The sequence below is a fragment of the Tsuneonella amylolytica genome (genome assembly GCF_003626915.1).
Classification (GTDB): domain Bacteria; phylum Pseudomonadota; class Alphaproteobacteria; order Sphingomonadales; family Sphingomonadaceae; genus Tsuneonella; species Tsuneonella amylolytica.
The window spans coordinates 381349-404099 of the sequence record NZ_CP032570.1; the positions used below are offsets into that span (position 1 = coordinate 381349).

The 22751-nt window shown below is 67.4% G+C and carries 25 protein-coding genes; 18 read left to right on the forward strand and 7 right to left on the reverse strand.

The features are described from left to right. The first annotated feature begins 18 nt into the window (after positions 1-18). Positions 19-993, forward strand: a complete 975-nt coding sequence (locus D4766_RS01850; RefSeq protein WP_120715918.1) for a quinone oxidoreductase family protein — start codon at positions 19-21, stop codon at positions 991-993. Positions 994-1009: 16 nt separating this feature from the next. Here D4766_RS01850 and D4766_RS01855 read toward each other — a convergent pair whose 3' ends face one another. From D4766_RS01855 to D4766_RS01865, 3 genes are all read right to left on the reverse strand, one after another. Further along, positions 1010-2029, reverse strand: a complete 1020-nt coding sequence (locus tag D4766_RS01855) for a GGDEF domain-containing protein (protein ID WP_120715919.1) — start codon at positions 2027-2029, stop codon at positions 1010-1012. Positions 2030-2087: 58 nt separating this feature from the next. Beyond that, positions 2088-3461 (reverse strand): class II 3-deoxy-7-phosphoheptulonate synthase, encoded by a 1374-nt coding sequence (locus tag D4766_RS01860; RefSeq protein ID WP_120715920.1) that lies wholly within the window; start codon positions 3459-3461, stop codon positions 2088-2090. A 117-nt stretch (positions 3462-3578) separates the two neighbouring features. Next, positions 3579-6515: a M16 family metallopeptidase gene (locus D4766_RS01865; RefSeq protein ID WP_120715921.1), complete on the reverse strand. Its 2937-nt coding sequence runs from the start codon at positions 6513-6515 to the stop codon at positions 3579-3581. Between the two features lie 109 nt (positions 6516-6624). On the opposite strand from D4766_RS01865, the gene D4766_RS01870 reads away from it, so the two are divergent. The 13 genes from D4766_RS01870 to D4766_RS01930 all read left to right on the forward strand — a co-directional run bounded on the left by D4766_RS01870 (position 6625) and on the right by D4766_RS01930 (position 16385). After that, positions 6625-7203 (forward strand): NifU family protein, encoded by a 579-nt coding sequence (locus D4766_RS01870; protein WP_120717996.1) that lies wholly within the window; start codon positions 6625-6627, stop codon positions 7201-7203. Further along, entirely contained in the window at positions 7200-7808 is a 609-nt protein-coding gene (locus tag D4766_RS01875; RefSeq protein WP_120715922.1) for a malonic semialdehyde reductase, read from the forward strand. Before D4766_RS01870 ends, D4766_RS01875 begins: the two co-directional genes overlap by 4 nt. Before the next feature lie 39 nt (positions 7809-7847). Then, positions 7848-8468: a tRNA (adenosine(37)-N6)-threonylcarbamoyltransferase complex dimerization subunit type 1 TsaB gene (gene tsaB, locus D4766_RS01880; RefSeq protein ID WP_120715923.1), complete on the forward strand. Its 621-nt coding sequence runs from the start codon at positions 7848-7850 to the stop codon at positions 8466-8468. Next, on the forward strand, positions 8465-8926 hold the full coding sequence (locus D4766_RS01885) for a GNAT family N-acetyltransferase (protein WP_120715924.1): 462 nt from the start codon (positions 8465-8467) through the stop codon (positions 8924-8926). The genes tsaB and D4766_RS01885 overlap by 4 nt, the downstream gene beginning before the upstream one ends. Positions 8927-9062: 136 nt before the next feature. After that, complete coding sequence (locus D4766_RS01890; RefSeq protein WP_120715925.1) at positions 9063-9506, forward strand: Ros/MucR family transcriptional regulator; 444 nt, start codon at positions 9063-9065, stop codon at positions 9504-9506. A 75-nt stretch (positions 9507-9581) separates the two neighbouring features. Then, the gene (locus D4766_RS01895) at positions 9582-10004 is read left to right on the forward strand and encodes a Fur family transcriptional regulator (RefSeq protein ID WP_120717997.1); all 423 of its coding nucleotides are present in this window, start codon (positions 9582-9584) and stop codon (positions 10002-10004) included. Then, positions 10004-10756: a lysophospholipid acyltransferase family protein gene (locus D4766_RS01900; protein ID WP_120715926.1), complete on the forward strand. Its 753-nt coding sequence runs from the start codon at positions 10004-10006 to the stop codon at positions 10754-10756. The genes D4766_RS01895 and D4766_RS01900 overlap by 1 nt, the downstream gene beginning before the upstream one ends. A 35-nt stretch (positions 10757-10791) precedes the next feature. Continuing rightward, a complete protein-coding gene (gene miaB / locus D4766_RS01905) occupies positions 10792-12135 on the forward strand; it encodes a tRNA (N6-isopentenyl adenosine(37)-C2)-methylthiotransferase MiaB (protein WP_120715927.1) in 1344 nt (447 codons plus the stop codon). Positions 12136-12226: 91 nt separating this feature from the next. After that, positions 12227-13246 (forward strand): PhoH family protein, encoded by a 1020-nt coding sequence (locus tag D4766_RS01910; protein ID WP_120717998.1) that lies wholly within the window; start codon positions 12227-12229, stop codon positions 13244-13246. Between the two features lies 1 nt (position 13247). After that, positions 13248-13730 carry an rRNA maturation RNase YbeY gene (gene ybeY / locus D4766_RS01915; RefSeq protein ID WP_120715928.1) on the forward strand — a complete coding sequence of 161 codons (483 nt, stop codon included), beginning with the start codon at positions 13248-13250 and terminating at the stop codon, positions 13728-13730. A gap of 25 nt (positions 13731-13755) precedes the next feature. Then, complete coding sequence (locus D4766_RS01920) at positions 13756-14670, forward strand: hemolysin family protein (RefSeq protein WP_120715929.1); 915 nt, start codon at positions 13756-13758, stop codon at positions 14668-14670. A gap of 70 nt (positions 14671-14740) precedes the next feature. Then, positions 14741-15622: a LysR substrate-binding domain-containing protein gene (locus tag D4766_RS01925; RefSeq protein ID WP_120715930.1), complete on the forward strand. Its 882-nt coding sequence runs from the start codon at positions 14741-14743 to the stop codon at positions 15620-15622. 34 nt (positions 15623-15656) lie between these two features. Then, entirely contained in the window at positions 15657-16385 is a 729-nt protein-coding gene (locus D4766_RS01930) for an EcsC family protein (protein ID WP_120717999.1), read from the forward strand. On the opposite strand, the gene D4766_RS01935 is transcribed toward D4766_RS01930, so the two are convergent. After that, a complete protein-coding gene (locus D4766_RS01935) occupies positions 16382-16843 on the reverse strand; it encodes a peptidylprolyl isomerase (protein WP_120715931.1) in 462 nt (153 codons plus the stop codon). The two genes, D4766_RS01930 and D4766_RS01935, sit on opposite strands and share 4 nt — an antisense overlap. A 99-nt stretch (positions 16844-16942) precedes the next feature. Between D4766_RS01935 and mgtE the strand changes: the two genes are divergently transcribed. The 3 genes from mgtE to D4766_RS01950 all read left to right on the forward strand — a co-directional run bounded on the left by mgtE (position 16943) and on the right by D4766_RS01950 (position 19166). Next, complete coding sequence (gene mgtE, locus D4766_RS01940; protein WP_120715932.1) at positions 16943-18388, forward strand: magnesium transporter; 1446 nt, start codon at positions 16943-16945, stop codon at positions 18386-18388. A gap of 59 nt (positions 18389-18447) precedes the next feature. Then, the gene (locus tag D4766_RS01945; protein WP_120715933.1) at positions 18448-18840 is read left to right on the forward strand and encodes a DUF1489 family protein; all 393 of its coding nucleotides are present in this window, start codon (positions 18448-18450) and stop codon (positions 18838-18840) included. Positions 18841-18908: 68 nt separating this feature from the next. Next, positions 18909-19166 carry a hypothetical protein gene (locus tag D4766_RS01950; protein WP_120715934.1) on the forward strand — a complete coding sequence of 86 codons (258 nt, stop codon included), beginning with the start codon at positions 18909-18911 and terminating at the stop codon, positions 19164-19166. Positions 19167-19175: 9 nt separating this feature from the next. Here D4766_RS01950 and D4766_RS01955 read toward each other — a convergent pair whose 3' ends face one another. From D4766_RS01955 to D4766_RS01965, 3 genes are read right to left on the reverse strand one after another with little or no spacing between them, the layout of a single operon-like run. After that, complete coding sequence (locus tag D4766_RS01955) at positions 19176-19862, reverse strand: DsbA family oxidoreductase (protein WP_120715935.1); 687 nt, start codon at positions 19860-19862, stop codon at positions 19176-19178. Continuing rightward, entirely contained in the window at positions 19859-20731 is an 873-nt protein-coding gene (gene nudC, locus D4766_RS01960; protein WP_120715936.1) for an NAD(+) diphosphatase, read from the reverse strand. The genes D4766_RS01955 and nudC overlap by 4 nt, the downstream gene beginning before the upstream one ends. After that, on the reverse strand, positions 20728-22047 hold the full coding sequence (locus D4766_RS01965; RefSeq protein ID WP_120715937.1) for a serine hydrolase domain-containing protein: 1320 nt from the start codon (positions 22045-22047) through the stop codon (positions 20728-20730). The genes nudC and D4766_RS01965 overlap by 4 nt, the downstream gene beginning before the upstream one ends. Before the next feature lie 128 nt (positions 22048-22175). On the opposite strand from D4766_RS01965, the gene thpR reads away from it, so the two are divergent. Next, positions 22176-22718, forward strand: a complete 543-nt coding sequence (gene thpR, locus D4766_RS01970) for an RNA 2',3'-cyclic phosphodiesterase (protein ID WP_120715938.1) — start codon at positions 22176-22178, stop codon at positions 22716-22718. Positions 22719-22751: the final 33 nt, after the last annotated feature.

Genomic DNA, 22751 nt, shown 5'->3' on the forward strand with positions numbered 1-22751 from the left:
GTTCAAGAAAGGGCCACCATGCGGTTTCGCCAGGCTTACATCGAGCGGACCGGCGGGCCCGAGGTCATTGCGTGGCGCGAGGTCGATCTGCCCAGCCCCGGCCCCGGCGAGGTGCTGCTGCGGCACGAGGCGGTCGGGCTCAACTTCATCGACACCTACCACCGGTCGGGCCTCTATCCGATCGACCTGCCGGGCACGCTCGGCCTGGAAGCGGCCGGGATCGTGGAGGAGGTCGGCGAAGGCGTGCATTTCTCCGTCGGCGACCGCGTCGCGACATTCGGTCCGAACCGGGCGGCCTATGCCGATGCCCAAGTCACGTCTGCGGACGCGCTGTTCGCGGTTCCCGACGGGATCGAGCTCGACGTTGCGGCGGCAGTCCTGCTGAAGGGGCTGACGACCGAGATGCTCTCCGAGCGGGTGGCGCCGCTGGCCGAGGGCGACTGGGCACTGGTGCACGCGGCGGCAGGCGGAGTCGGGCAACTGCTGGTGCAATGGCTCGCCGCACGCGGCGTGCGGGTCATCGCGACGGCCGGCACCGACGAGAAGTGCGCGGTTGCGCGTGGCCGGGGCGCGAAACACGCGATCCTTGCAGACGATGCGGATCTCGCCGCCAAGGTCCGCGACATCACCGGCGGCGCGGGGGTGCGCGCGAGCTACGACGGCGTCGGCAAGGCGACGTGGGAGGCGTCGCTCGAGGCAACCGGACGGCGGGGCATCATCGCGTCCTACGGCAACGCCAGCGGCCCGGTGACCGGGGTGGCGCTCGGCAGCTTGGCATCGGCGGGATCGCTCTTCGTGTCGCGGCCGACATTGTTCGACTACTACCGTGAGCCGGGCGAGCGCGCGGAAGGCAGCGCCATGTTGTGGGACCTGCTCGCCAGCGGCAAGATCGAGGTCGACATCGGACAGACCTACCCGCTGGAGGAGGCCGCGCAGGCCCACCGCGATCTCGAATGGCGCAAGACCACGGGCTCGACGATCCTGCGGCCCTGATCGGCCAAGCGGCGCTTCAGGCCGCCCGTTTCACGCAGTCCCGCCCCGCCTGCTTGGCAGCGTAGAGCGCCGCGTCGGCTCGTGCGAACAAAGCGAGTGCGCTGTCGCCCTTGCGCCAGCCGGCGTATCCGAGACTGATGGTCACGGCCGGCACACCCTCCACCGCGCTCTCGGCGGCGATGGTCTGGCGCAGGCGCTCGGCGCAGGCGCGCGCGATCGCGAGGTCAGCGCCCGGCAGGATGCACAGGAACTCCTCCCCGCCGATGCGCCCAACGGTGTCGCCATCGCGGAGCGACTTTCGCGCAAGCTCGGCAACCCTCACCAGCATCGCGTCGCCCGCGGGATGCCCGTACCGGTCGTTGACGGCCTTGAAGTGATCGATGTCGAAGACGAGCATCGCCAGCGGCTCGCCCTCCTTCGCCGAGGCGAGCGCTGCCCGATCCGCCTCGGCCATCGCGCGGCGACGGTTGGCGAGGCCGGTCAGCGCATCGGTTTCGGCAAGGTGCCGCGCTTCCTCCGCCGCAGCGAGCGCGGCGAATCTCTCCGCCGCCAGTGCCGCGACCTCGCGCCGCCTCTCAGTCACGTCTAGGGCGACCCCGTGGCGCTCGACCAGGCACCCGTCGTCGCCGAAAATGTTGCGCGCGATCACGCGCAGCACGCGATGCTCCCCGTCGAAGCGCACGATGTCGACATCGAATGCGAACGGTGCGGCGCTCTTATGATTCTCTTCGAAAACCCGCCGAAAGGTGGCGCCGCCGTCGACCATCATCTCGCGCTGCGTCTCGTCGTCCGGGGCCATTCCGGCAGGAACGCCCACGATCCGGCACAGTCCGTTCGACCACTCCTGCGCTCCGGCCGGACTCGCGCGCCAGCGCCCGAGGTCGGCAAGCTGCTCTGCCATGTCGCCGAGAGCGATCGTGTCGGCGAGCGCGCGATCGAAGCGCGCGGTCGCCGAACGCAGGCCGGCCATCGCGCGCATGGCGATGACAAGCACCGCCCCGAGCAGGACGACTGTGAGCGCGAGCGCCAGAATCATGCGCCGGCGATGGCATGGCCGGGTTAATTTCCCGCCAAGTTGCCCGGCGTTAGTTTACCTACGCGGCGTCCGCCTGTCCGGCCTGCGCCTCGAGGTTGAGCATTTCGGCCAGCAGGAAGGCGAGTTCCAGCGACTGCGCGGCGTTGAGGCGCGGATCGCAGTGGGTGTGGTAGCGGTCTCCCAGCGCAGCATCGGTGATCGCCACCGCCCCGCCGACGCACTCGGTCACGTCCTGCCCGGTCATCTCGACATGGATGCCCCCCGCGTGTGTGCCTTCCGCCCGGTGCACGGCAAAGAAGCCCTTCACTTCCGACAGGATGCGATCGAACGGCCGCGTCTTGTAGCCGCTGTCGGACTTCACGACGTTGCCGTGCATCGGGTCGCAGCTCCACACCACGGGATGCCCCTCGCGCTCGACCGCGCGAACGAGGCGGGGGAGACCGGCCTCGACCTTGTCGTGGCCGAAGCGGCTGATGAGCGTGATCCGCCCCGCCTCGCGCGCGGGATTGAGCGTGTCGAGCAGTTGCAGCAGGTCGTCGGTCTCGAGGCTCGGCCCGCATTTCATACCCAACGGATTGCCGATGCCCCGGCAAAACTCGACGTGTGCGCTGCCCGGGAAGCGGGTGCGGTCGCCGATCCAGACCATATGGGCGCTGGTGTCGTACCAGTCGCCGGTCAGCGAATCCTGCCGCGTCAGCGCCTGTTCGTAGGGCAGCAGCAGCGCCTCGTGACTGGTGTAGAACGTCGTCCGCTCGAGTTGCGGCAGCGTCTCGGGGTTTACCCCGCACGCTTCCATGAAATCGAGCGATTCGCCGATGCGGTCGGCCACGTCGCGGAAGCGGTCAGCCCACGGGCTGCGACCCATGAAATCAAGCGTCCAGCGATGCACCTGCCTGAGGTTGGCATACCCGCCCCCAGCGAAGGCGCGTAGCAGGTTGAGCGTGGCGGCGGCCTGCGAATACGCGCGGACCATGCGCTGCGGATCGTTGCGCCGGGCGTCGGCATCGAACTCGATCCCGTTGACATTGTCGCCGAAGTAGCTCGGCAGCGTGACCCCGCCTTGCGTTTCGGTGTCAGAGCTACGCGGCTTGGCGAACTGGCCCGCCATGCGCCCCACCTTCACGACCGGTCGCTTGCTGGCGAAGGTCATCACCACCGCCATCTGCAGCAGCACGCGGAATGTGTCGCGGATGTTGTTGGGATGAAATTCGGCGAAGCTTTCCGCGCAGTCCCCGCCCTGCAGCAGGAAACCCCGCCCGTTGGCGACTTCGCCCAGGTCCGCCTTGAGCGCCCGCGCTTCGCCGGCGAACACGAGCGGGGGATAGCTGCCGAGCGTGGCCTCCGCCTCGGCCAGCCCGGCAGGGTCGGCATAGCGCGGCAAGTGCCGTGCCTCGTGCCTTTGCCAGCTGTCAGGTGCCCAGTTCGTCGCCACTATACCGTCCTTGCTCGCTCGTGTTGGTCCGCCGCTTCATACCGGCCGGACCGGCCAAGCGCAAAAGCGGTCCGGAACCAAGCCAGTTGAACTTGGGGCGGCCCAAGCTCGATAGCGTCAGCGCCCGGTGGCGGCGCCCGCCGGGACCGAGGTCGCGAGCGTCTGCCCTTCCGGAATGATCGCGATCCGAAGCGGACGAGTGCCGGTAAGATACTTGCGGGCGAGCGCCTGCAGTTCCTGCGGCGACACCTCGGTGTAGTCCGACAGCAGCGACCTCAGCTGACCCACCCGCACCGGATCGGTCGTCGCGCCTTCGAGCTGGTAAAGCCAGAAGGTATTGCCGGTAGCCGACCGGGTGATGAGCTGCTTGAGCGGCTCGGTAACCAGCGCGAGTTCGGCGGCCGGCGGCGGCGCGGCGGCAAGGTCGCGCACGATCTCGTCGGCGGCGGCGAAGAAGGCGGGAACATCCTGCGGGCGCACCATACCGAGTGCGCGGATCGACCCGCCGTTCGCGAGATCCTCGGGCCACTGGCTGCCGACCTGCGGCGAGTAGCTCGCCCCGGTCCGTTCGCGCATCTCGTTGAGCAGCCGGTTGTTAAGCAGGCTGGTGAGCACCTCGAAGTGGCGCGCTTCGCGCAGGTTCGTCGAACCGCCGCCGGTGGGCCAGGCAACCGCCGCGGCCGCCTGGGCTGCGTCGCCGCGATGGTAGAGTACCCGCGTATCGGCCACGTCGCCCGGAACGGTCGGTACCCGCGCCAGCGCCTCCGCCGGGATCGGCGTGCGCGGGGGCAGCGCGCCGAAGGTCTTGCGCAACGCGTCTTTCACGGCGGCGGAGTCGTAGTCACCGAAAACCAGGACCTCGACCGGCCCCTGCTTCAGCAGCGGCTCCCACACCTCGCGGAACCCTTCGGGTGTCGCCGCGTCGAGCTGTGCCGGGGACGGCGTCGCATAGATCGGGTCGCGGCCGAAGGTCTCGTACTTGAGATCGCGTTGCAAGACGCCGCTTGGGCTCGTCGCATAGCTTTCGTAGGCGAGCTTCGATGCCGCCTTGGCGCGCTGTACCGGGTTGGCATCCCAGCGCGGCATGCCGAGCTTGGCGGCGAACAGGTAGAGCTGGTCGGCAATGTCGGCCGGCCGCGTCTGCGCGGTGAAGGTGAATACGCCGTCGTCGATCGCGAAATCGAAGCCCATCTTGCGGCCCGTCGAGATGCGGTCGAGTTCCTCCTGCCCGAGCGAACCCACGCCCGAGCCCACGAGCGCGGTCTCGCCCAAGGCGGCATAGACCGCATCGTTGGCATCGAACGCACGGCGGCCCGATCCGAACCGCACCTTTACGATGGCGCGCCCGGCCTCGGCCTGGTTGTTCCACAGGATCGCGGTGACGCCGTTCGACAGCTTCACCCGCTCGATGTCGAGGATGCCGAGCGGCTTGTCATCGACGATCGTACCGGGCTCGCCGATCGCCGGAAGATCGGCGAAGGAGATCGACTTCGCCGCAAGCCGCGAAGATCCGTCTGCCACTGCAGGCGCGAGCAGCGCAGCCCGAAGCGCCTCGGCCGTCGCCTCGCCCGTCGCCGGGGTGACGTATACGCCCCGAATGACCGATCCGGTGAAGAGCGACCGCGTATGGGCCAGCACGTTGGCGGGCGTGAACTGATCCTTCATGCCGCGGAAAACCGTCAGCACCGTTTCCGGCGCCGCGACCGTTTCGCGTATATCGACCGCTTTCACTACGTCGTCGGCCAGCTTGCTGCCCTGAAGCACGGCGCGCTCGTCGACCGAGGCAGCGAAGACCACGTCGAACTCGGCCATCTCGCGGTCGATCTCTTCCTGCGTCGGCGGGGTCGCCATCGCGTCGGCGATCACGCCGCGCACGTCGGCAAGCGCCGATTTCCAATCGTCGGTGAGAGGGGCGAAACTGACGAAGGTAGCGTCGGAGGTGCGGCTGACATCCTCCTGGTTGACCTGTGCATAGAGGAAGGAACCGCCCGCCCGTGCCTTCGACTCCAGCCGGCGGTTGATGATCGACTGCGCCAGCGAGTCGAGCAGCAGGCCCTGGTTGTATTCGATAGTGTCGTTGACCGGCCGCCACGGGCGGGCGACCGCATAGGTCAGATTGCGCGGCAGGTCCGGTTCGACAAGCACGGCGGTCTCGCCGACGGGATTGTTCGGGTCCGCCCCCGCCGGTGCCTTCGGATCGCCGAAATCGGGCGCCGCAACGTGCGGCCCCTTGCCCTTCCAGTCGCCGAAATACTTCTCGACGAGCCCAGCGAGCACGGTCGCATCGGCATCGCCGGCGACGACCACGACCGTGTTCTCGGGCCGATACCACCGTTCGTGGAAGGCCCGGACCGCAGCGGGCGTCGCACCGGTCAGCGTCGCCTCGGTGCCGATGGGGAGCCGGTTCGCAAGGCGCTGTCCGGCGAAGATGGTCTTGCGGCTTTCTTCCGATACGCGCTGCGAGGCGGCGGCCTGCTCGCGCTTTTCGGCGAGCACGATGGGCAGGTCTTCGCGCAAGCCCTTGGCGGTCAGCGTCGGCGCCTCGATCATGCCCGAGAGCAGCTTGAACACCTCGTCGAGCTTGGCCGGATTGATGTCGGGAACGTCGAGCTTGTAGACCGTCTGCGTCGGCGTCGTCTCGGCGTTGGTATCGCTGCCGAACGTCGCGCCCAGACGCTGGAATGTCGCGATCGCCTGGCCATCGGGAATATAGCGGCTTTCGCGGAAGGTCATGTGCTCGAGCAGGTGAGCGAAACCCTGCTCGGAATCGGTCTCGTGGATGGACCCGGCATCAATGCGCACGCGGATTGACACCTGATCGGGCGGCACGCCGTTCTTGCGGACCGCGTAACGCAAACCGTTGGGCATCTTGCCGAAGACCCATTCCTTGTCACGCGGAACGTCGCTGCCTTCATAAATCCACGGCGTCGTGGTGCCGGTCTGGATGGATTTCGGCTGGACCGGGGCAGTGTCCTGCGCCGAGACCGGCGAACCCAGGAGAGCGATGACGAGAAGCGGCGCGAGGTGCCGGACGGCACGCGAAGGGAAGGTCATGCCGGTCGCTATAGGGAGGGGCCGCGTGAAGGGATAGTGAATGGCCGACAAGAAACGCATGGGGCTCGACGAACTTGCCCCGCCCCGCCCCCGCTCCTACATCGCCGCCATGTTCATCGAGACCGAAACCACGCCCAACCCGGCGACGCTCAAGTTCCTGCCCGGGCGGCAGGTCATGCCTTCGGGCACCCGCGAATTCGCCGATCCCGAAGCGGCGGAAGCCAGCCCGCTGGCGCAGGCCTTGTTCGACACAGGCGAAGTGTCGAACGTGCTTTTCGGCAGCGATTTCGTCGCCGTTTCTGCATCGCCCGGTGCGGACTGGAGTATGCTCAAGCCGCAAGTCGTCGCGTGCCTGCTCGACCACTTCGTCTCCGAGGCGCCGCTCTTCGCCGGGGGCGATGCGGGCGGGATCATGGTGCCGCCAGAGGAGGACATGGCGGTCGACGAGGACCCGGCCGATGCCGACATCGTCGCGCAGATCCACGACCTTTTGGAAACGCGCATCCGACCGGCAGTGGCCAACGACGGCGGCGACATCGTCTATCGCGGCTATCGCGACGGTATCGTCCACCTCGCGATGCAGGGCGCCTGTGCCGGCTGCCCGAGTTCTACCGCGACGCTCAAACACGGCATCGAAGGCTTGCTCAAGCATTACATTCCCGAAGTCACCGAGGTGCGCGCAGCATGACTAAGCAGTTTCACGACCAGCCGCTCGACGACCGGGCGCTCGACCAGGTTTTCCGCGAGGCGCGCAGCTACAACGGCTGGCTCGACAAGGATGTGAGCGAAACACAGATCGAGGCGATCTACGACCTGCTCAAGATGGCGCCGACGAGCGCGAACATGCATCCCGCTCGGTTCGTCTGGGCGAAATCCGCGGACGCGAAGGAGAAACTCGCCGGGTTCGCTTCCGAGCAGAACAAGAAGAAAGTCCTAACCGCACCGGTGTGCGTGATCATTGGCTACGACATCGACTTCCACGAAGAACTGCCCTGGCTGTTTCCGCATACGGATGCGAAGAGCTGGTTCGAAGGCGACGAGGCGGGCCGCAAGGAGGCCGCGGCTCGCAACTCGGCGCTTCAGGGCGCCTACCTGATGCTGGCGGCCCGCTCGCTGGGGCTCGATTGCGGGCCGATGTCGGGCGTCGATCTCGACAAGGTGACGGCGGAATTCTTCGCCGACGAACCGCGGGTACGAGCCGACTGGATCTGTTCGGTCGGCTACGGCGACGCATCGACGATCTTCGATCGCAGCCCGCGACCCGAGTTCGGCAAGTTCAACCGCATCGTCTGACTTGAAGCGGCGCCGGTGCTGCGGCATCGGACCCGTACCATGCGCATCCTCGCCATCGACACCGCCAGCGAAGCGTGCTCGGTCGCGCTTGTCGAAAACATGGGCGATGGTCCCTCGACCCTTGTGGGCCGCGACCACCGCGTTCTCGGGCGCGGGCATGCCGAACACCTCGTCCCGATGATCGCCGCCCTGCCCGGTAAAGGGCGGGCCGATGTCGTTCGCGTCTCGCTCGGGCCGGGCAGCTTCACCGGGGTCCGCATCGGCATCGCCGTGGCGCGCGCGCTCGGCATCGCATGGGAGGCCCGCGTCAGCGGGTATCCGACGTTGGCTTTGCTCGCCGCGCAGGCAGAGCAGGCCGTGGGAGAGACGCTGGTCTGCGTGCAGGGCGGCCACGGCGAATGGTTCGTCCAGCCTTTCGGTCCCGGCCTCGAACCCCTCGCCCCTGTCGCATCGATGGCACCCGCCGCTGCGGTCGAAGCCTTTTCGCAAACGATCGTCACGGGGTCCCGGGCGAACGATTTCGTCGCGCTTCGCGGGTTCGGCGAGGCTATCGACGCCTTGCCTGACGCGGCGGCGGCTGCGCGCCTGCCGGAGACCGTCATGACCGACGCGCTGACCCCCATCTACGGACGCGCGCCCGACGCGCGGCTGCCCGGATGAAGGACGATCTCGACCGCATCATGGATGTGATGGCGGCCGCCTTCGCCCCCGAATGGGGAGAGGCTTGGACCCGGCGGCAAGTCTCCGATTCCCTTGCGTTCCCGCACACCCACTACCGGCTTATCGATGTTTACGGTGCGATCCCTGCGAGCGCTGACCCCGCCGCCGGCTTCACGCTCGTCCGCTCCGCGCCGGGGGAGGAGGAGCTCCTGCTCATTGCCGTTGCCCCGCAGTGGCGCGGGCACGGCCTCGGCGGCGCACTGCTGGCCGACGTCGTCCGTCAGGCAAGAACGCGCAATGCGGAACGTATCTTTCTAGAAATGCGGGAAAACAATTCGGCCCGATTACTATACGAGCGGCACGGGTTCGAACCGATCGGAAGACGGCCGGCGTACTACCGCAAGCCCGACGGATCGCGCATCGATGCAATTACGTTCGGGTATACGATTGCCGACTGATCCGACATCGCACCAAAGTATTAGACAATTAACGGGTGTCGCGGGCTTGTCACAAGACGCTCCGTGGCCCAATGAAATCTCGTGCCGAGCGCGATTACTTTTTCGCCAAGGCATATCTCAATCGCACGAGGTTCACATGGAAACGCTTGAAACCGACATGACGGAGACGCTGATCACGCTGACGTCCGACATCGTCGCCGCACACGTCAGTAACAACAATGTCGAAGTGGGCGATGTGCCCGAACTCATCACAACCGTCTATCAGGCGCTTTCCGGTCTCGGCGGCGCGGCGCCGGTCGAGGAAGAAAAGCTCGAGCCTGCGGTTTCGGTGCGGTCTTCGGTCAAGAAGGATCATCTCGTCTGCCTGGAAGACGGCAAGAAGATGAAGATGCTCAAGCGGCATCTCATGACCGAACACGGCATGACGCCTGACGAGTATCGCGCCCGCTGGGGCCTCGGTGCCGACTATCCGATGGTCGCTCCCGACTACGCCGAAACGCGCCGCGATCTCGCGGTCAAAATCGGTCTCGGCCGGAAGCCCGGCCAAAAGCGCGGCCGTAAGAAGAAGTCGGACGCCTGATTCCCAAGCCTAACGCTTGAGACTTGCGCCCCGGTTCCCTAGGTTCCGGGGCGTAATTCTTTGGCGGAGCGCGGCTTGCACCAGACGATCGATCTCGAACAGCTCTGCGCGGACCGCGGACTGCGCATCACCGAACAGCGGCGGGTGATCGCCCGCGTCCTGTCGGAGAGCGAGGATCATCCCGATGTCGAGCAGGTGCACACCCGCGCCTCCGCCATCGATCCGAAGATCTCGATCGCCACCGTCTACCGCACGGTCCGCCTGTTCGAGGAAGCCGGCATCCTCGACCGCCACGATTTCGGCGACGGCCGCGCCCGCTACGAGGCCGCGCCCGAGGCGCACCACGACCATCTGATCGACGTGGAAACCGGTAAGGTCGTCGAATTCGTCGATCCGGAGCTCGAGGCCTTGCAGCGCCAGATCGCCGAGAAGCTCGGCTACCGGCTCGTCGATCACCGCATGGAACTCTACGGCGTGCGGCTCGACCGCGAAAGCTGATGGACCGCGCCCTGCCCGCGCCGCGCATCCAGCCGCTGGGCTGGGGGCTGATCGGGTTCCGTCTGCTGCTGATGCTGCTTATGCTGGTGGTGTGCACCCCGCTTCACTTCGCATGGCGCGCGGTCGGTGCCGGCCGGTGGTGGCCCCGCATCTTCCTGTCCGCCATCGGAGCGATCGCCGGCCTGCACATCCGAACGGAAGGGCGTGCGGTACCGGGCGCACTACTGCTGTCGAACCATGTGAGCTGGCTCGACATTCCCGCCCTCGCACACACCGCCGGGTCCGCCTTCGTCGCGCACGACGGGCTCGCCGCCTTCCCGTTTCTGAAGTGGCTGTGCGAGATGAACGACACGGTGTTCATTGCCCGCCACGACCGGGCGAGCGTCGCCGAACAAGCCGGCCATGTGCGCGCCGCGATGGCCGCTCGGGGTCGGCTGACCCTGTTTCCCGAGGGGACGACGAGCGACGGCACCTCCCCCATCGCCTTCAAGTCGTCGCTGCTCTCCGCCCTCGAACCCCTGCCCGAGGGTGTCGCTGTGCAGCCGGTCGCGCTCGTCTACGAGGATGCCGAGCGGATCGCCTGGGTGGGCGAGGAACACGGCCTCGACAACTTCAAGCGCATCCTCGCCCGGCTTCGGCCCATCCGGCTGACGGTTCGCTTCCTCCCGCCGCTGGGCGGGGCCGAGCTTGCGGGCCGCAAGGCGATTTCCGCCGCCGCACGCAGCGCGATTGCCGGTACGATGGCGCGCTAGCCTCCGCGGCGTATTTCGGCTAACCGCCCCGCCCCATGCAGACCTCCCCGCCCCCAAGGACCTACCGGGTCAAGAGCTTCGGCTGCCAGATGAACGTCTACGACGGCGAGCGCATGGCCGAACTGCTCGCCGCGCAGGGCATTTCCCCGGCACCCGAGGGCGAGGACGCCGACCTCGTGGTCCTCAACACTTGTCACATCCGCGAGAAAGCGGCCGAGAAGGTCTATTCGGACATCGGCCGCATCGTGAAATCGGGCGACAAGGCTGGCCGCAAGCCGCTGATCGCGGTCGCCGGCTGCGTGGCGCAGGCCGAAGGCGAGGAGATCATGGCCCGCGCCCCGGCCGTCGGCATGGTCGTCGGCCCGCAGGCCTACCACCGCCTGCCCGAAATGCTCGAGCGAGCCGTTGCGGGCGAGCGCGCCAGCGACACCGATATGCCCGCGATCGCCAAGTTCGACGCATTGCCCGAGCGGCGGAAGATCGGCCCCAGCGCCTTCCTCACGGTGCAGGAAGGCTGCGACAAGTTCTGCACCTACTGCGTCGTGCCCTACACGCGCGGGGCCGAGATTTCGCGCCCGTTCGCCAGCCTGATCGACGAGGCGCACAGGTTGGTCGATGCCGGCGCGCGCGAGATCACGCTGCTCGGGCAAAACGTGAACGCGTGGAGCGGAGAGGATGCTGCCGGCCGCGCCGTCGGGCTGGACGGCCTCATCCGCGAGTTGGCGACGCTGCCCGGCCTCCAGCGAATCCGCTACACCACCAGCCATCCGGCAGACGTCACTGACGGACTGATCGCCGCGCATGGCGAGGTCGCGAAGCTGATGCCGTTCCTGCACCTGCCCGTGCAGAGCGGATCGGACCGCGTCCTGCGAGCGATGAACCGCAGCCACACCGCCGACGGGTACTTGCGCCTGCTCGACCGTTTTCGCGATGCGCGGCCCGATATCGCGATTTCCGGCGACTTCATCGTGGGCTTCCCCGGCGAGACCGAAGCCGAGTTCGCGGACACACTGAAGCTCGTCGAAACGGTCGGATATGCCCAGTGCTTCAGCTTCAAGTACTCGCCCCGCCCCGGCACTCCGGCGGCGACGATGGACGGACAGGTCGCGCCCGAGGTGATGGACGACCGCCTTCAGCGCCTGCAAGCCGCTCTCAATCGCGACCAGTCCGCCTTCAACGCCGCCTCTGTCGGCAAGCGGTGCGCCGTTCTGGTGGAGCGCAAGGGCAAGAAGCCCCGCCAATGGCTCGGCAAGTCGCCGTGGCTCCAGAGCGTGTGGTTCGAAGGCGATCATGCCATCGGTGACCTCGTGGAAGTCGAACTCGTCGAGGCCGGGCCCAACTCGCTCGCCGGACGGGTGTTGCAACCCGTCCACGCCTGACGCTTTTCCACCGCGTCGGCCGACCACCCGGCTTGCGCGCGGGCCATCGCGACCACATCTTGCGAATCGCACACGCGAAAGGAACGCTAGACTGGCTCGCAAACCCGCCCGCGCCGATGGCGCCATACCGTTCTCACCCGCCGCCCCGCGCCGGGCCCGGACGGAGATCACCTTCGACGAGCAGCGATTGCTCGGCCCGCTGTTCGGCCAGTTCGATGCGAACCTCGTCCAGGTCGAAAACCGGCTTGGCGTGTTCATCTCGGCCCGCGGCGACAAGGTGCAGATCGAAGGCAGCGACGATGCCGTCGCCCGCGCGCGCGATACGCTAAAGGCGATGTACGACCGGCTGGCGATGGGGCAGGAACTCGACGCAGGCGCAATCGAGGGGCTGATCGCGATGTCCAACGAACCGACGCTGGAAGGCATCGTGCGCGGCGGTGACAGCGCGCCGCCGGTGATGATTCGCACACGCCGCAAGACGATCGTCCCGCGCAGCGCCGGCCAGATCCCCTACATGCAGCAACTGGCGAGCCGCGACATCGTGTTCGCGCTCGGCCCGGCGGGTACCGGCAAGACCTATCTCGCGGTCGCGCAGGCGGTCAGCCAGCTCATCACCGGCAGCGTCCAGCGCCTCATCCTCAGCCGCCCGGCGGTCGAGGCGGGCGAGAAGCTCGGCTTCCTGCCCGGCGACATGAAGGACAAGGTCGATCCCTACCTGCGTCCACTCTACGACGCGCTCTACGACTGCCTGCCGCCCGAGCAGGTCGAGCGCCATCTCGCGAGCGGTGTGATCGAGGTCGCCCCCATCGCCTTCATGCGGGGTCGCACCCTGTCGGACGCGTTCATCATCCTCGACGAGGCGCAGAACACCACTCGCGAGCAGATGAAGATGTTCCTCACCCGCTTCGGCCAGAACAGCCGGATGATCGTGTGCGGCGACCCCCGGCAGGTCGACATTCCCGGCGGCGACCGGATGAGCGGTCTGGCCGATGCGGTCGACAAGCTGGAAGGCATCGAAGGCATAGCGGTCAGCCGCTTCACCGCCGCCGACGTCGTGCGCCATCCGATCGTCGGCCGCATCGTGGAGGCCTACGAAGGCCCGATCGACTGAGGTGACGCTCGACATCGATATCGAAGGCTGGCCTGCGTCTACCGACTGGGCAGACCTTGCCGAGCGCGCACGCGCGGCGGCCGAAACCGTCGCTCCCGAATTGGGGGGCGAACGGCTGTCCGCCAGCGTATTGTTTACGAACGACGCGCAGGTCCACGCTCTCAACCGCGAATGGCGCGGGAAGGACACGCCCACCAACGTGCTGTCCTTTCCGATGCTGGACCGCGCCGACCTCCTCGCGCTGCCCGCCGACGGTCCGCCCGAAATGCTCGGCGACATCGCGCTCGCTTACGAGACCTGCGAGCGCGAGGCTGGCGAGAAAGGCACTCCGTTGGACAGCCACGCGGCGCACCTGATCGTCCACGGCCTGCTCCACCTTGCCGGTCACGACCACATCGACCCGGCGGAAGGCGATGCGATGGAGGCGCTGGAGATCAAGGCGCTTGCCAGCATGGGTATCGCCAATCCATATGGGAACGACTGAACCTCAGGGGACTTTTTCAGGGGCCATGCCCGACACCGAATCCCAGACGGGAGAAGCGGACAGTAACCGCGGGCTCTGGCTCGCGATCCGCAAATTCTTCGACACCGACGACAACGAACGCTCCTTGCGCGAACAGCTCGAGGAAGCGATCGACGAGCACGAGGAAGGCGGCGAAACCGAAGGGTCCGCCGGCAAGGGCGACCTGTCGCCCGTCGAGCGGCAGATGCTGCGCAACCTCCTGCATTTCTCCGAACACGATGCCGACGACGTGGCCGTACCGCGGGGCGAGATCGTCGCGCTGAACGCGGCCGCCAGCTGGGATGAAGTCGTCGCTGCCTTCGCCGAGCACGGCCACTCGCGACTTCCGGTCTACCGCGAAACGCTCGACGAAGTCATCGGCATGATGCACATCAAGGATGTGTTCCCGATCATCGCGACGGGTGCCGCCCCGCCGGCGGACTGGACCACGCTGATGCGCCAGCCGCTGTTCGTGCCGCAGGCGCGCACCGCGCTCGACGTGCTGGCCGACATGCGCCAGCAGCGGGTCCACCTGGCGGTCGTGCTCGACGAATATTCGGGCACCGACGGCATCATCACGATCGAGGATCTGGTCGAGGAAATCGTCGGCGACATCGAGGACGAGCACGACGACGAGGCGGAGGAATGGATCGTCGCCCTGCCCGACGGCATGTGGGACTGCGACGCGCGCGCCGAACTCGACGATGTGGCCGAACGGATCGACCCGCGCCTTGCCGAGGTCGAGGAAGCGGTCGACACATTGGGCGGGCTCGCGTTCGTCCTGGCGGAATCGGTGCCGACCGCGGGCATGGCGCTGTCCCATCCCAGCGGCTGGACCCTGGAAGTGACCGATGCCGACGACACGCACGCCACCCGCCTGCGGCTCCATCCTCCGGTCGTCGAGGAAGTGGCGGAGGAGTAGGCGCGCTTTCGGTTCGATACGCGCGATTCGCGCTCGACAACGCCGCGGCGCCCTTCCATCGTTGCCGCCCATGACCCGTCGCCTGCCCCCCCTTCGCGCGCTCGAGGCGTTCCTGCGCGTGGTGCGCCTCGGCTCCGCCCGCGCGGCCGCGACGGAGCTCGGCCTCAGCCCGTCGGCCCTTTCGCGGCGGATCGGCACGCTGGAGGAATTCACCGGGCGCAAGCTGTTCACCCGGGCCCACCAGGCCATGCAGCTGACCGACGAAGGTCGCTCGTTCCACGATGCCGTCGCTCCGCACATCGAGGCGCTCGCTGCGGCGGTGGAGGCGCAGTCCGATGCCATCGGCGTCATGCGCCTGCATCTCGGCGTCCTGCCCCTGTTCGGCGGCCAGCGGCTGTTTCCCCGCCTGCCCGAACTGCGCAAGCTGCACCCGCGGCTTCACATCGACATCGACACCGGCCCGCACCTGCTGGACCGTGTGGGCGACACGCTGGACGCCGCCATCGTACTGATGGCCGAGCCCGAGAAATCGCTCCATGCGGTGCGGCTCGACCACAACTACGTATACGCGATCGCTTCGCAGGCATTGGCAGAAGAAATCGGCAAAACCCCGGATGCCAAGGTGCTGTCGAAGCAGACCTTCCTCGTCCATAACGAACTGCCCGACAGCTTCACCGCCTGGCGCGAGGCGATGGGCCTCAGGAATTTCGAGCCGGCGGCGATCGACCATTACGATTCCGGCCAGCTCATCCTCGAGGCGGCAGCGCAGGGACTGGGTGTCGCGATCATGCACGACGACCACATGAAACGCGCCGGAGACCGCCGGCTGGCGCGGCTGTTCGACGTCGATGTCGAGAGCCCCTATTCCTATTGGTTCGTCTGCCGCCCGCGCGATCTCGAACAGCGCCCGGTGCGCCTGTTCCACGAATGGCTGATCGGCGCAGGGCTGTAAGGAACGCAACCGGCAGTTCGTGGGTTCGCGCATCATGAACAGGATCGAAAAAGAACAGGCCGCCTATCGCAACGCCAGGCCCAGCATGCTGGGCCGCGGGATCGAGCGGCTGACGAACCCCTTCGGCAAGGCCATCGCCAGCGTCGTCCCGAACTCCGTCGTGGAGGCCGTGGTCAAGGGTATCGACCGCGCGGCCGGGTCGCCGTCGTTGGCCAAGCTTCGCCACGATCCCGCCGATCTGGAATCGAGCCGTGCGGCGGCCCGCCGGATCGAGCGCCTCTACAAGAACGTGAACGGTGCGACGGGCGCGGCAGCCGGTTTCGGCGGCGCGATCTCGGCAGGTCTCGACGTGCCTGCGACCATCGCCCTCGCTCTGCGGAACATCCGCGATACGGGGCGCGCCTTCGGTTACGAGGGCGGCGGAGAAGCGGAGAAGGTGTTCCGACTGCAGATCCTCGAACTCGCCGCGATCGACGATCCGGACCTGCGCGCCGACCGCATCGCCGCGCTGGAAGCGGCAATCGAGCCGGGCGGCACGCTGCGGCCTGTGACCGGCGATACCTCGACGCCCATGGTCGATGCGGTGGTGGAACGCATCAGTCGTGCGATCGCGTTCGCCAGTTTCCGCAAGCGGCTCGGCATGCTGGTGCCGGTTGCCGGTTCGGCGGTCGGCCTGATGGTCAACCGGTCGTTTCAGGAAGACGTGTCGAAGGCGGCGCGCTTCGCATTCCAGGCGCGCCGCCTCCGGGCACAGGCGACTTAGGAAACGGTCGCCTTCACGATCTTGCCGGGTTCGCGCGGCGGCTCGCCCTTGGGCAGCGCGTCCACGTGTTCCATGCCGCTCTCGACCTGACCCCACACGGTGTACTGCTTGTCGAGGAAGCGCGCGTCGTCGAAGCAGATGAAGAACTGGCTGTTCGCGCTGTCGGGGTTGTTGGTCCGCGCCATCGAGCAGGTGCCGCGCACGTGCGGCTCGGAATTGAATTCCTGCTTGAGGTCGGGCTTGTCGCTGCCGCTCATGCCGGTGCCGGTCGGGTCGCCGCCCTGCGCCATGAAGCCCGGGATGACGCGGTGGAACTTCACCCCGTCGTAGAATCCGTCGTTGGCGAGTTCGGTGATGCGCGCGACGTGATTGGGCGCGAGGTCCGGGCGCAGCTTGATGACGACGTCGCCGCCTTCTCCGTTGCCGGTGTCCAGGGTAAAGGTCAGGGTGTCGGCCATCGGTATCTCCTTGTGTGACTCGGCGCCGGATATAGGCACCTCCACCGCGAAGTCACCCGTGCGCTTGCGTTTCCGGAAGCCCCGCTTAAGGCCACGCGCATGGCGGACGAGCAGCTCTTGATCGAAGACGACCTGCGCCCCGGCGAGGAAGCCGGCCGCCCCGACGACCGGGTCGACGACGAACGCCACGACGAGGACAACCGGCTGAAGCCCGAATACGTCCGCAGCGTCGTCGAGGCGATCGATGCCGAGGACAAGGCCCGCGCCTACGACCTCGTCGAGCCGCTGCACCCGGCCGACGTGGCCGACCTGTTCGAAATCCTCGACGCCGACGATCGTCCGCGTCTCGCCGCGGCGATCTCCGACCTGCTTTCGGGCGAGGTGATCGCCGAACTCAACGATCACGTTCGCGAGGACATGATCGAGGCGCTGCCCGCCCACGCGGTCGCCGGCATCGCCGAACAGCTCGACACCGACGACGCGGTCCAGCTAATCGAGGACCTCGAGCCCGCCGACCAGGCCGCGGTTCTCGCGGAAATGGAACCGGCCGATCGCGCGGCGATCGAAAGTGCGCTGGCCTATCCGGAAGAAACCGCCGGCCGCCTGATGAGCCGCGAGTTCGTGGCCGTGCCCGAACACCTGACCGTCGGTGACCTCATCGATTACCTGCGCGAACCCGGCGCCGGCGAACTGCCGACCGAATTCTTCGAAGTCTTCGTGGTCGATCCGGCACACAAGCCGGTGGGGACCTGCCAGCTGAGTTGGATCCTGCGCACCCCGCGCGGCATCGCCCTCGCCGACGTGATGAAGCGCGACCAGACCCTGATCCCGGTGACGATGGACCAGGAAGAAGTCGGCAACATGTTTCAGAAATACGCACTGATCTCGGCCGCCGTGGTCGACGACGGTGGGCGTCTGGTGGGCCAGATGACGGCGGACGACGTCGTCCACATCGTCAGCGAGGAAGCCGGTGAGGACGTACTGCTGCTGTCGGGCGCTGGCGACGGCGACATCAACGAACCGATCCGCGAGGCCTATGCCGCGCGGGTCCGCTGGCTGGTCGCCAACCTCGGCACGGCGGTCGTCGCATCCGCGATCATCGCGATGTTCGGCGCGGCGATCGAGCAGCTTGTGGCGCTGGCAGTTCTAATGCCCATCGTCGCCAGCATCGGCGGCAATGCGGGCACGCAGACGATGGCGGTCACCGTGCGCGCGATCGCGATGAACCAGCTCACCCGCGCCAACACCCGCCGGATGATCTGGCGCGAGATGCGGGTCGCGATGCTGAACGGGGCCACGGTGGCGGTGCTGATCGGCGCGGCGGTCGCATTGCTGTTCACGCCGCAACTCGGTGTGGTGATCGCGGCTGCGATGATGGTCAATATCATGGTTGCGGGCTTCGCCGGGGTGGCGGTGCCGGTGGTCTTCGAACGGCTCGACCAGGACCCTGCCGTAGCGAGCAGCGTGTTCGTGACCATGATCACCGATTCGATGGGCTTTTTTGCCTTTCTGGGGCTCGCGGTGGCGGCAGGGCTCGCAGGCTGAGCGGTCACCGGGGTTGAGCGCGGGGTTGAGCGCGGCGCCGACCGGCCTATCTGGCATTCGTGCCGCTTCACATGACCAAGATCGCCTACACCTCGAAAAGCATCGGGGAACTGCGCGCATGGGTCGAGACGGGCGAGGAAGCGCACATGCGCACCCGCTATCGTCCGACACGGCACGAGGAGATGATCGGCGGCTCGCTGTACTGGATCATGGACCACGCAATCGTCGCGCGCACCGAGATCCTCGGGTTCGAGCAGCGTCCCGACACGCACTGGACCATCCGCCTGAAGCCGCAACTGGTGCTGGTGGATCCCAAGCACAAGCGCGCCCACCAGGGCTGGCGTTACCTGACCGAACGGCAGGCTCCGCGCGACCTCGAGGAAGGGGAGGAAGCGGGCGACGCGATCCCCGGCCGGCTCGCGGGCAGGCTGACGAGGCTGGGGCTCATCTGATCGTTACAGAGCCGGGATTTTCGGAACGCCGTGCTGCCGGCACCCGTTGGTCGGGAAAGGAGAAAACCATGCCCGACAGACAATCCATGCATCCCGACAACGAGATGATCGACGAAGTGACGAAGCCGGAACAGTCCGACGCGCAAGGCAGCCGCGCGGGCGGGACCGTCAACCGCGATGTCGGAACGCGCGCAGAGAAAAGGCAGGCCGAGGGAGACCTGACAGGCGACATGGTCGAACGCGCGACCGGTTCCGACAATCCGGAGCAGGACGCCGAGAAGGGACCGAAGACCCGCGCGGCCATCCAGGACGAGCGCAACAGCTAGCTTGTCTCGCTACGCTCGCTTCGACACCACCTTGCGCAGGACGTTGACGTAGGTCTCCGGCTCCTGCGCGCCGGGGACGATGAACTGCCGGTCGATCACCATCGCGGGCACGCCCGAGACGTTGTTCTCCCACGCCAGCATCTCTTCCCCTCGCACCGCGGCGGCGACTTGCGGATCGTCGAGTGCGGCCGCCGCACCCTCGCGGTCTAGGCCCTGTTCCGCCGCGATGTCGAGCAGCACCGCCCGATCGCCGACGTTGCGGCGCTGCTGGAAGTGCGCCGCGAACAGTGCGAGCTTGAGTGACGTCTGGGTCTTGGCCCCGTGCGCCTCGCGCGTCCAGTACAGCAGTTTGTGCGCATCGAACGTATTCCACAGCATCGAAGGCGGCGGATCGCCCTCGCCGATATAGTCGAACGGGAAGCCGGCGTCGGCGGCCCGCCCGGCCATCATCGCGCGCCCGGCCTCGGCCTGTTCGGGGGTCCGGCCGTACTTGCGGGCGATGTGCGCCCGGCTCTCCTCCCCCTCGGGCGGCATGTCGGGGTTGAGTTCGAACGGCAGCCAGCGGATCTCGGCCGCGATCTCGCCATTCAGCGACTGCAGCGCGGTCTCGAGATTTTTGTACCCGATCACGCACCACGGACACATCACGTCCGACCAGATGTCGATGGTGACACGCACCGGCCCTGCGTCACTCATCGGTCGAGCCACCAGTCGACGAGAGTGCGGGCGATGGCGAACGGACGGGGGAAGATAAGGTTACCCGTGCCTGCGTCGCCTGCCTTCTTCGCTTCCATCAACTCCTCCCGTGTAAACCAGCGCGCTTCCTCGAGCTCAGTGTGATCGATGGTGAGCGCGTCGTCCTCCGCAACCGAATGACATCCGATCATCAGCTGGCTGGGAAACGGCCACGGCTGGCTGGCGATGTACTTCACATCGCGCACGCGCACGCCGGCTTCCTCGAATACCTCGCGCGCGACAGCTTCCTCGATCGTCTCGCCGGGCTCCACGAAACCTGCGAGCGCCGAGAAGACCCGCGGCGGGAAGCGTGGCTGCCGGCCGAGCAGCAGGCGGTCGCCATGTTCGACCAGCATGATCGTGACGGGGTCGGTCCGGGGGAAATGGGGCGCACCGCAGTTGCCGCAATCGCGCTGCCAGCCGCCCTTCGCGACCTTCGTCGGCGCGCCGCAGCGGGCGCAGAACCGGTGCCGCGCGTGCCAGTCGACGAGGCTGCGCGCACCGCCGTAGAGCGCGAGGTCGCCGGGGCTCAGCACCTGCATCGCCTGCCATACCTGCGGCTGCGCGTAGGCGGGACCGTCGGCCCCCTCGCCCGGCACGGCCGCGAAACAGGCCTTGCCATCCAGCAGGCCGAGGAACACCAGATCGGCATCCTCTGGCGCGTCCGCCAGCGTGCCCCACCCCAGCGCGCCCGTCGCCGCATCGAACGTCGGCAGCAGCCCGTCGAGCCGCAACAGCCGGGCCTTCCAGTTGGTCAACCCGGCGAGCGCGTCGGGATCGCAGCGGATGTGGTCCGCCCGGTCGAGCGGCGAACCGCTGAAGGCGATCACCGGCCGGCCATCGCCACGAGGTCGCTCGCGACCGCCTTGCGGAAGCCGTCGTTGAGCGGATAAGTGCTGTCGGGCATAAACTGCGTCATCATCGTGGCGCGCAACTGGTGGCGGAAATCAACGAACCCGACCGTGCCCGCGGCCCCCGCCCAGCCGTAGGTGCCGGCCTGGTCGCCCAGCCCCACGCGGCCCCCCGCGCCGAAGCCGCCGCCGTCGACCCACGTACCCTTGAGGTCGACGCCATCGGGCAGCAGGTTCGACGTGCCGACCCGCACCGCCAGCTCGCTCATCACCCGCTTGCCGTCGATCGCGCCGTAGCCCAGCAGCATCCGCAGGAACCGGTCGTAGTCGCGCGCCGAGGATACCAGTCCCGCGCCGCCGAACGGGAATGCGGGCTTGTCGGCGTAGATCGAGTTCGTCGCCGGATCGATCGGCAGCAGCTGCCCGCCGACCACGCCGTAGTTCGTCGTCAGACGCGAAAGCTCGCTGGCCGGCACGGTGAAGAACGTGCTCGACATGCCGGCGGGATCGAAAATCGCCTGCTTGAGATAGGCGTCGAACGGCATGCCGCTTGCCACCTCGATCACCCGGCCCATCAGGTCGAGCCCCATCGAATAGATCCAGCGCGTGCCCGGCTGCGCGACGAGGGGCATCTTCGCCAGACCGTCGGCGAACAGCTCCAGGCTGCCCACCGGTTTGCCGCGCCCCAGTTCGGCAGGCAGTGGAAGCTTGCTGACCTGCCCGGCGATCAGACCGGCATCCTCGTAGGCCGTCTTGATCGGCCCCTTCTGGATGATCGTGTAGCCGATGCCGGCGGTATGGGTGAGGAGGTGTCGGATGGTAACCGGCCTCGCCGCCGGCTCGAGATCGCCCGCCCCGATGCCGCCGTCGTAGGTCTTTTGCACCTGCATGTTCGCAAAGGCGGGCAGGATTTCCGCGAGCGGCTGGTCGAGACCCAGCTTGCCCTCGTCGATCAGCATCATCGTCGCCATGCCGGTGACGGGCTTGGTCATCGAATAGATGCGGTAGAGGCTGTCGATGTCCGCTGCCGCCGTGGTGCCGATCGTCTGCATCCCGGCGGCGATCACCTCGGGCGGCATCTGCCCCCGCCCCATAGCCGCCACGATGTTGGCGAGCTTCCTGCTGCCCACGTAGTCCGTGACAAGCTTCGTCACCGCCGGCCAGCTCGTTTCCGCCGCCAGCGCAGCGCCGGCAAAGGGCAGCCCGCCCACCAGCGCGCCCGCGCCGAGATAAGCTCCGCCGCGCAGCAGCGAACGGCGAGAGAGCTGGGGGGTGTCGAATTCGCGAAATGCCATTGGGGATCCTCCCGGTTCCTGTTTGCAACGGATGTGCGGCATGGCGGCAGGTCGGTCAATCGGCTTGCAGCGCGGCATCGCGAGAGCCTGTCTTGGCGAGCGGACGCGAACTGCGCTAGCGGGGCGGGATGCGCCGCCTTTTCGTCGCCCTACGCCCGCCCGAACCTGTGCGCGAGGCGCTGCTTTCGGTCGCGGGCGGTGTCGAGGGCGCGCGCTGGCAGTCCGACGACCAGCTGCACCTGACTTTGCGGTTCGCCGGGGACGTGAGCAGGCGCGGCGAAGACGACCTTATCGAGTCGCTGTCGAAGATCGAGCACGAGCCGTTCCCGCTACAAGTCCGGGGGGTCGGTCATTTCGAGAAACGCGGACGCGCCAACGGCCTGTGGGCGGCATTCGCACCGTCGCCCTCACTCGCCTCGCTCCAGCGGAAGGTCGAGCGCGCATGTCGAGGCATGGGGCTCGCCGCGGAACCGCGGACGTTCGTCCCCCACGTCACCCTCGCCCGCCTCGGCGGCCGGGCGATCGGCGGCGGTGAATGGCTGGCGCGGCACGGCGATTTCGTCGTACCCGAATGGCTCGTCGAGGACTTCCGCCTCTACGAGAGCACGCTGCACCCCGACGGTTCGCGCTACACTCCCATTGCCGGATGGTCGCTTGGCCCAGATCGCTAACGAGAATGGCCGACGAACGACCTAGGAGACCCG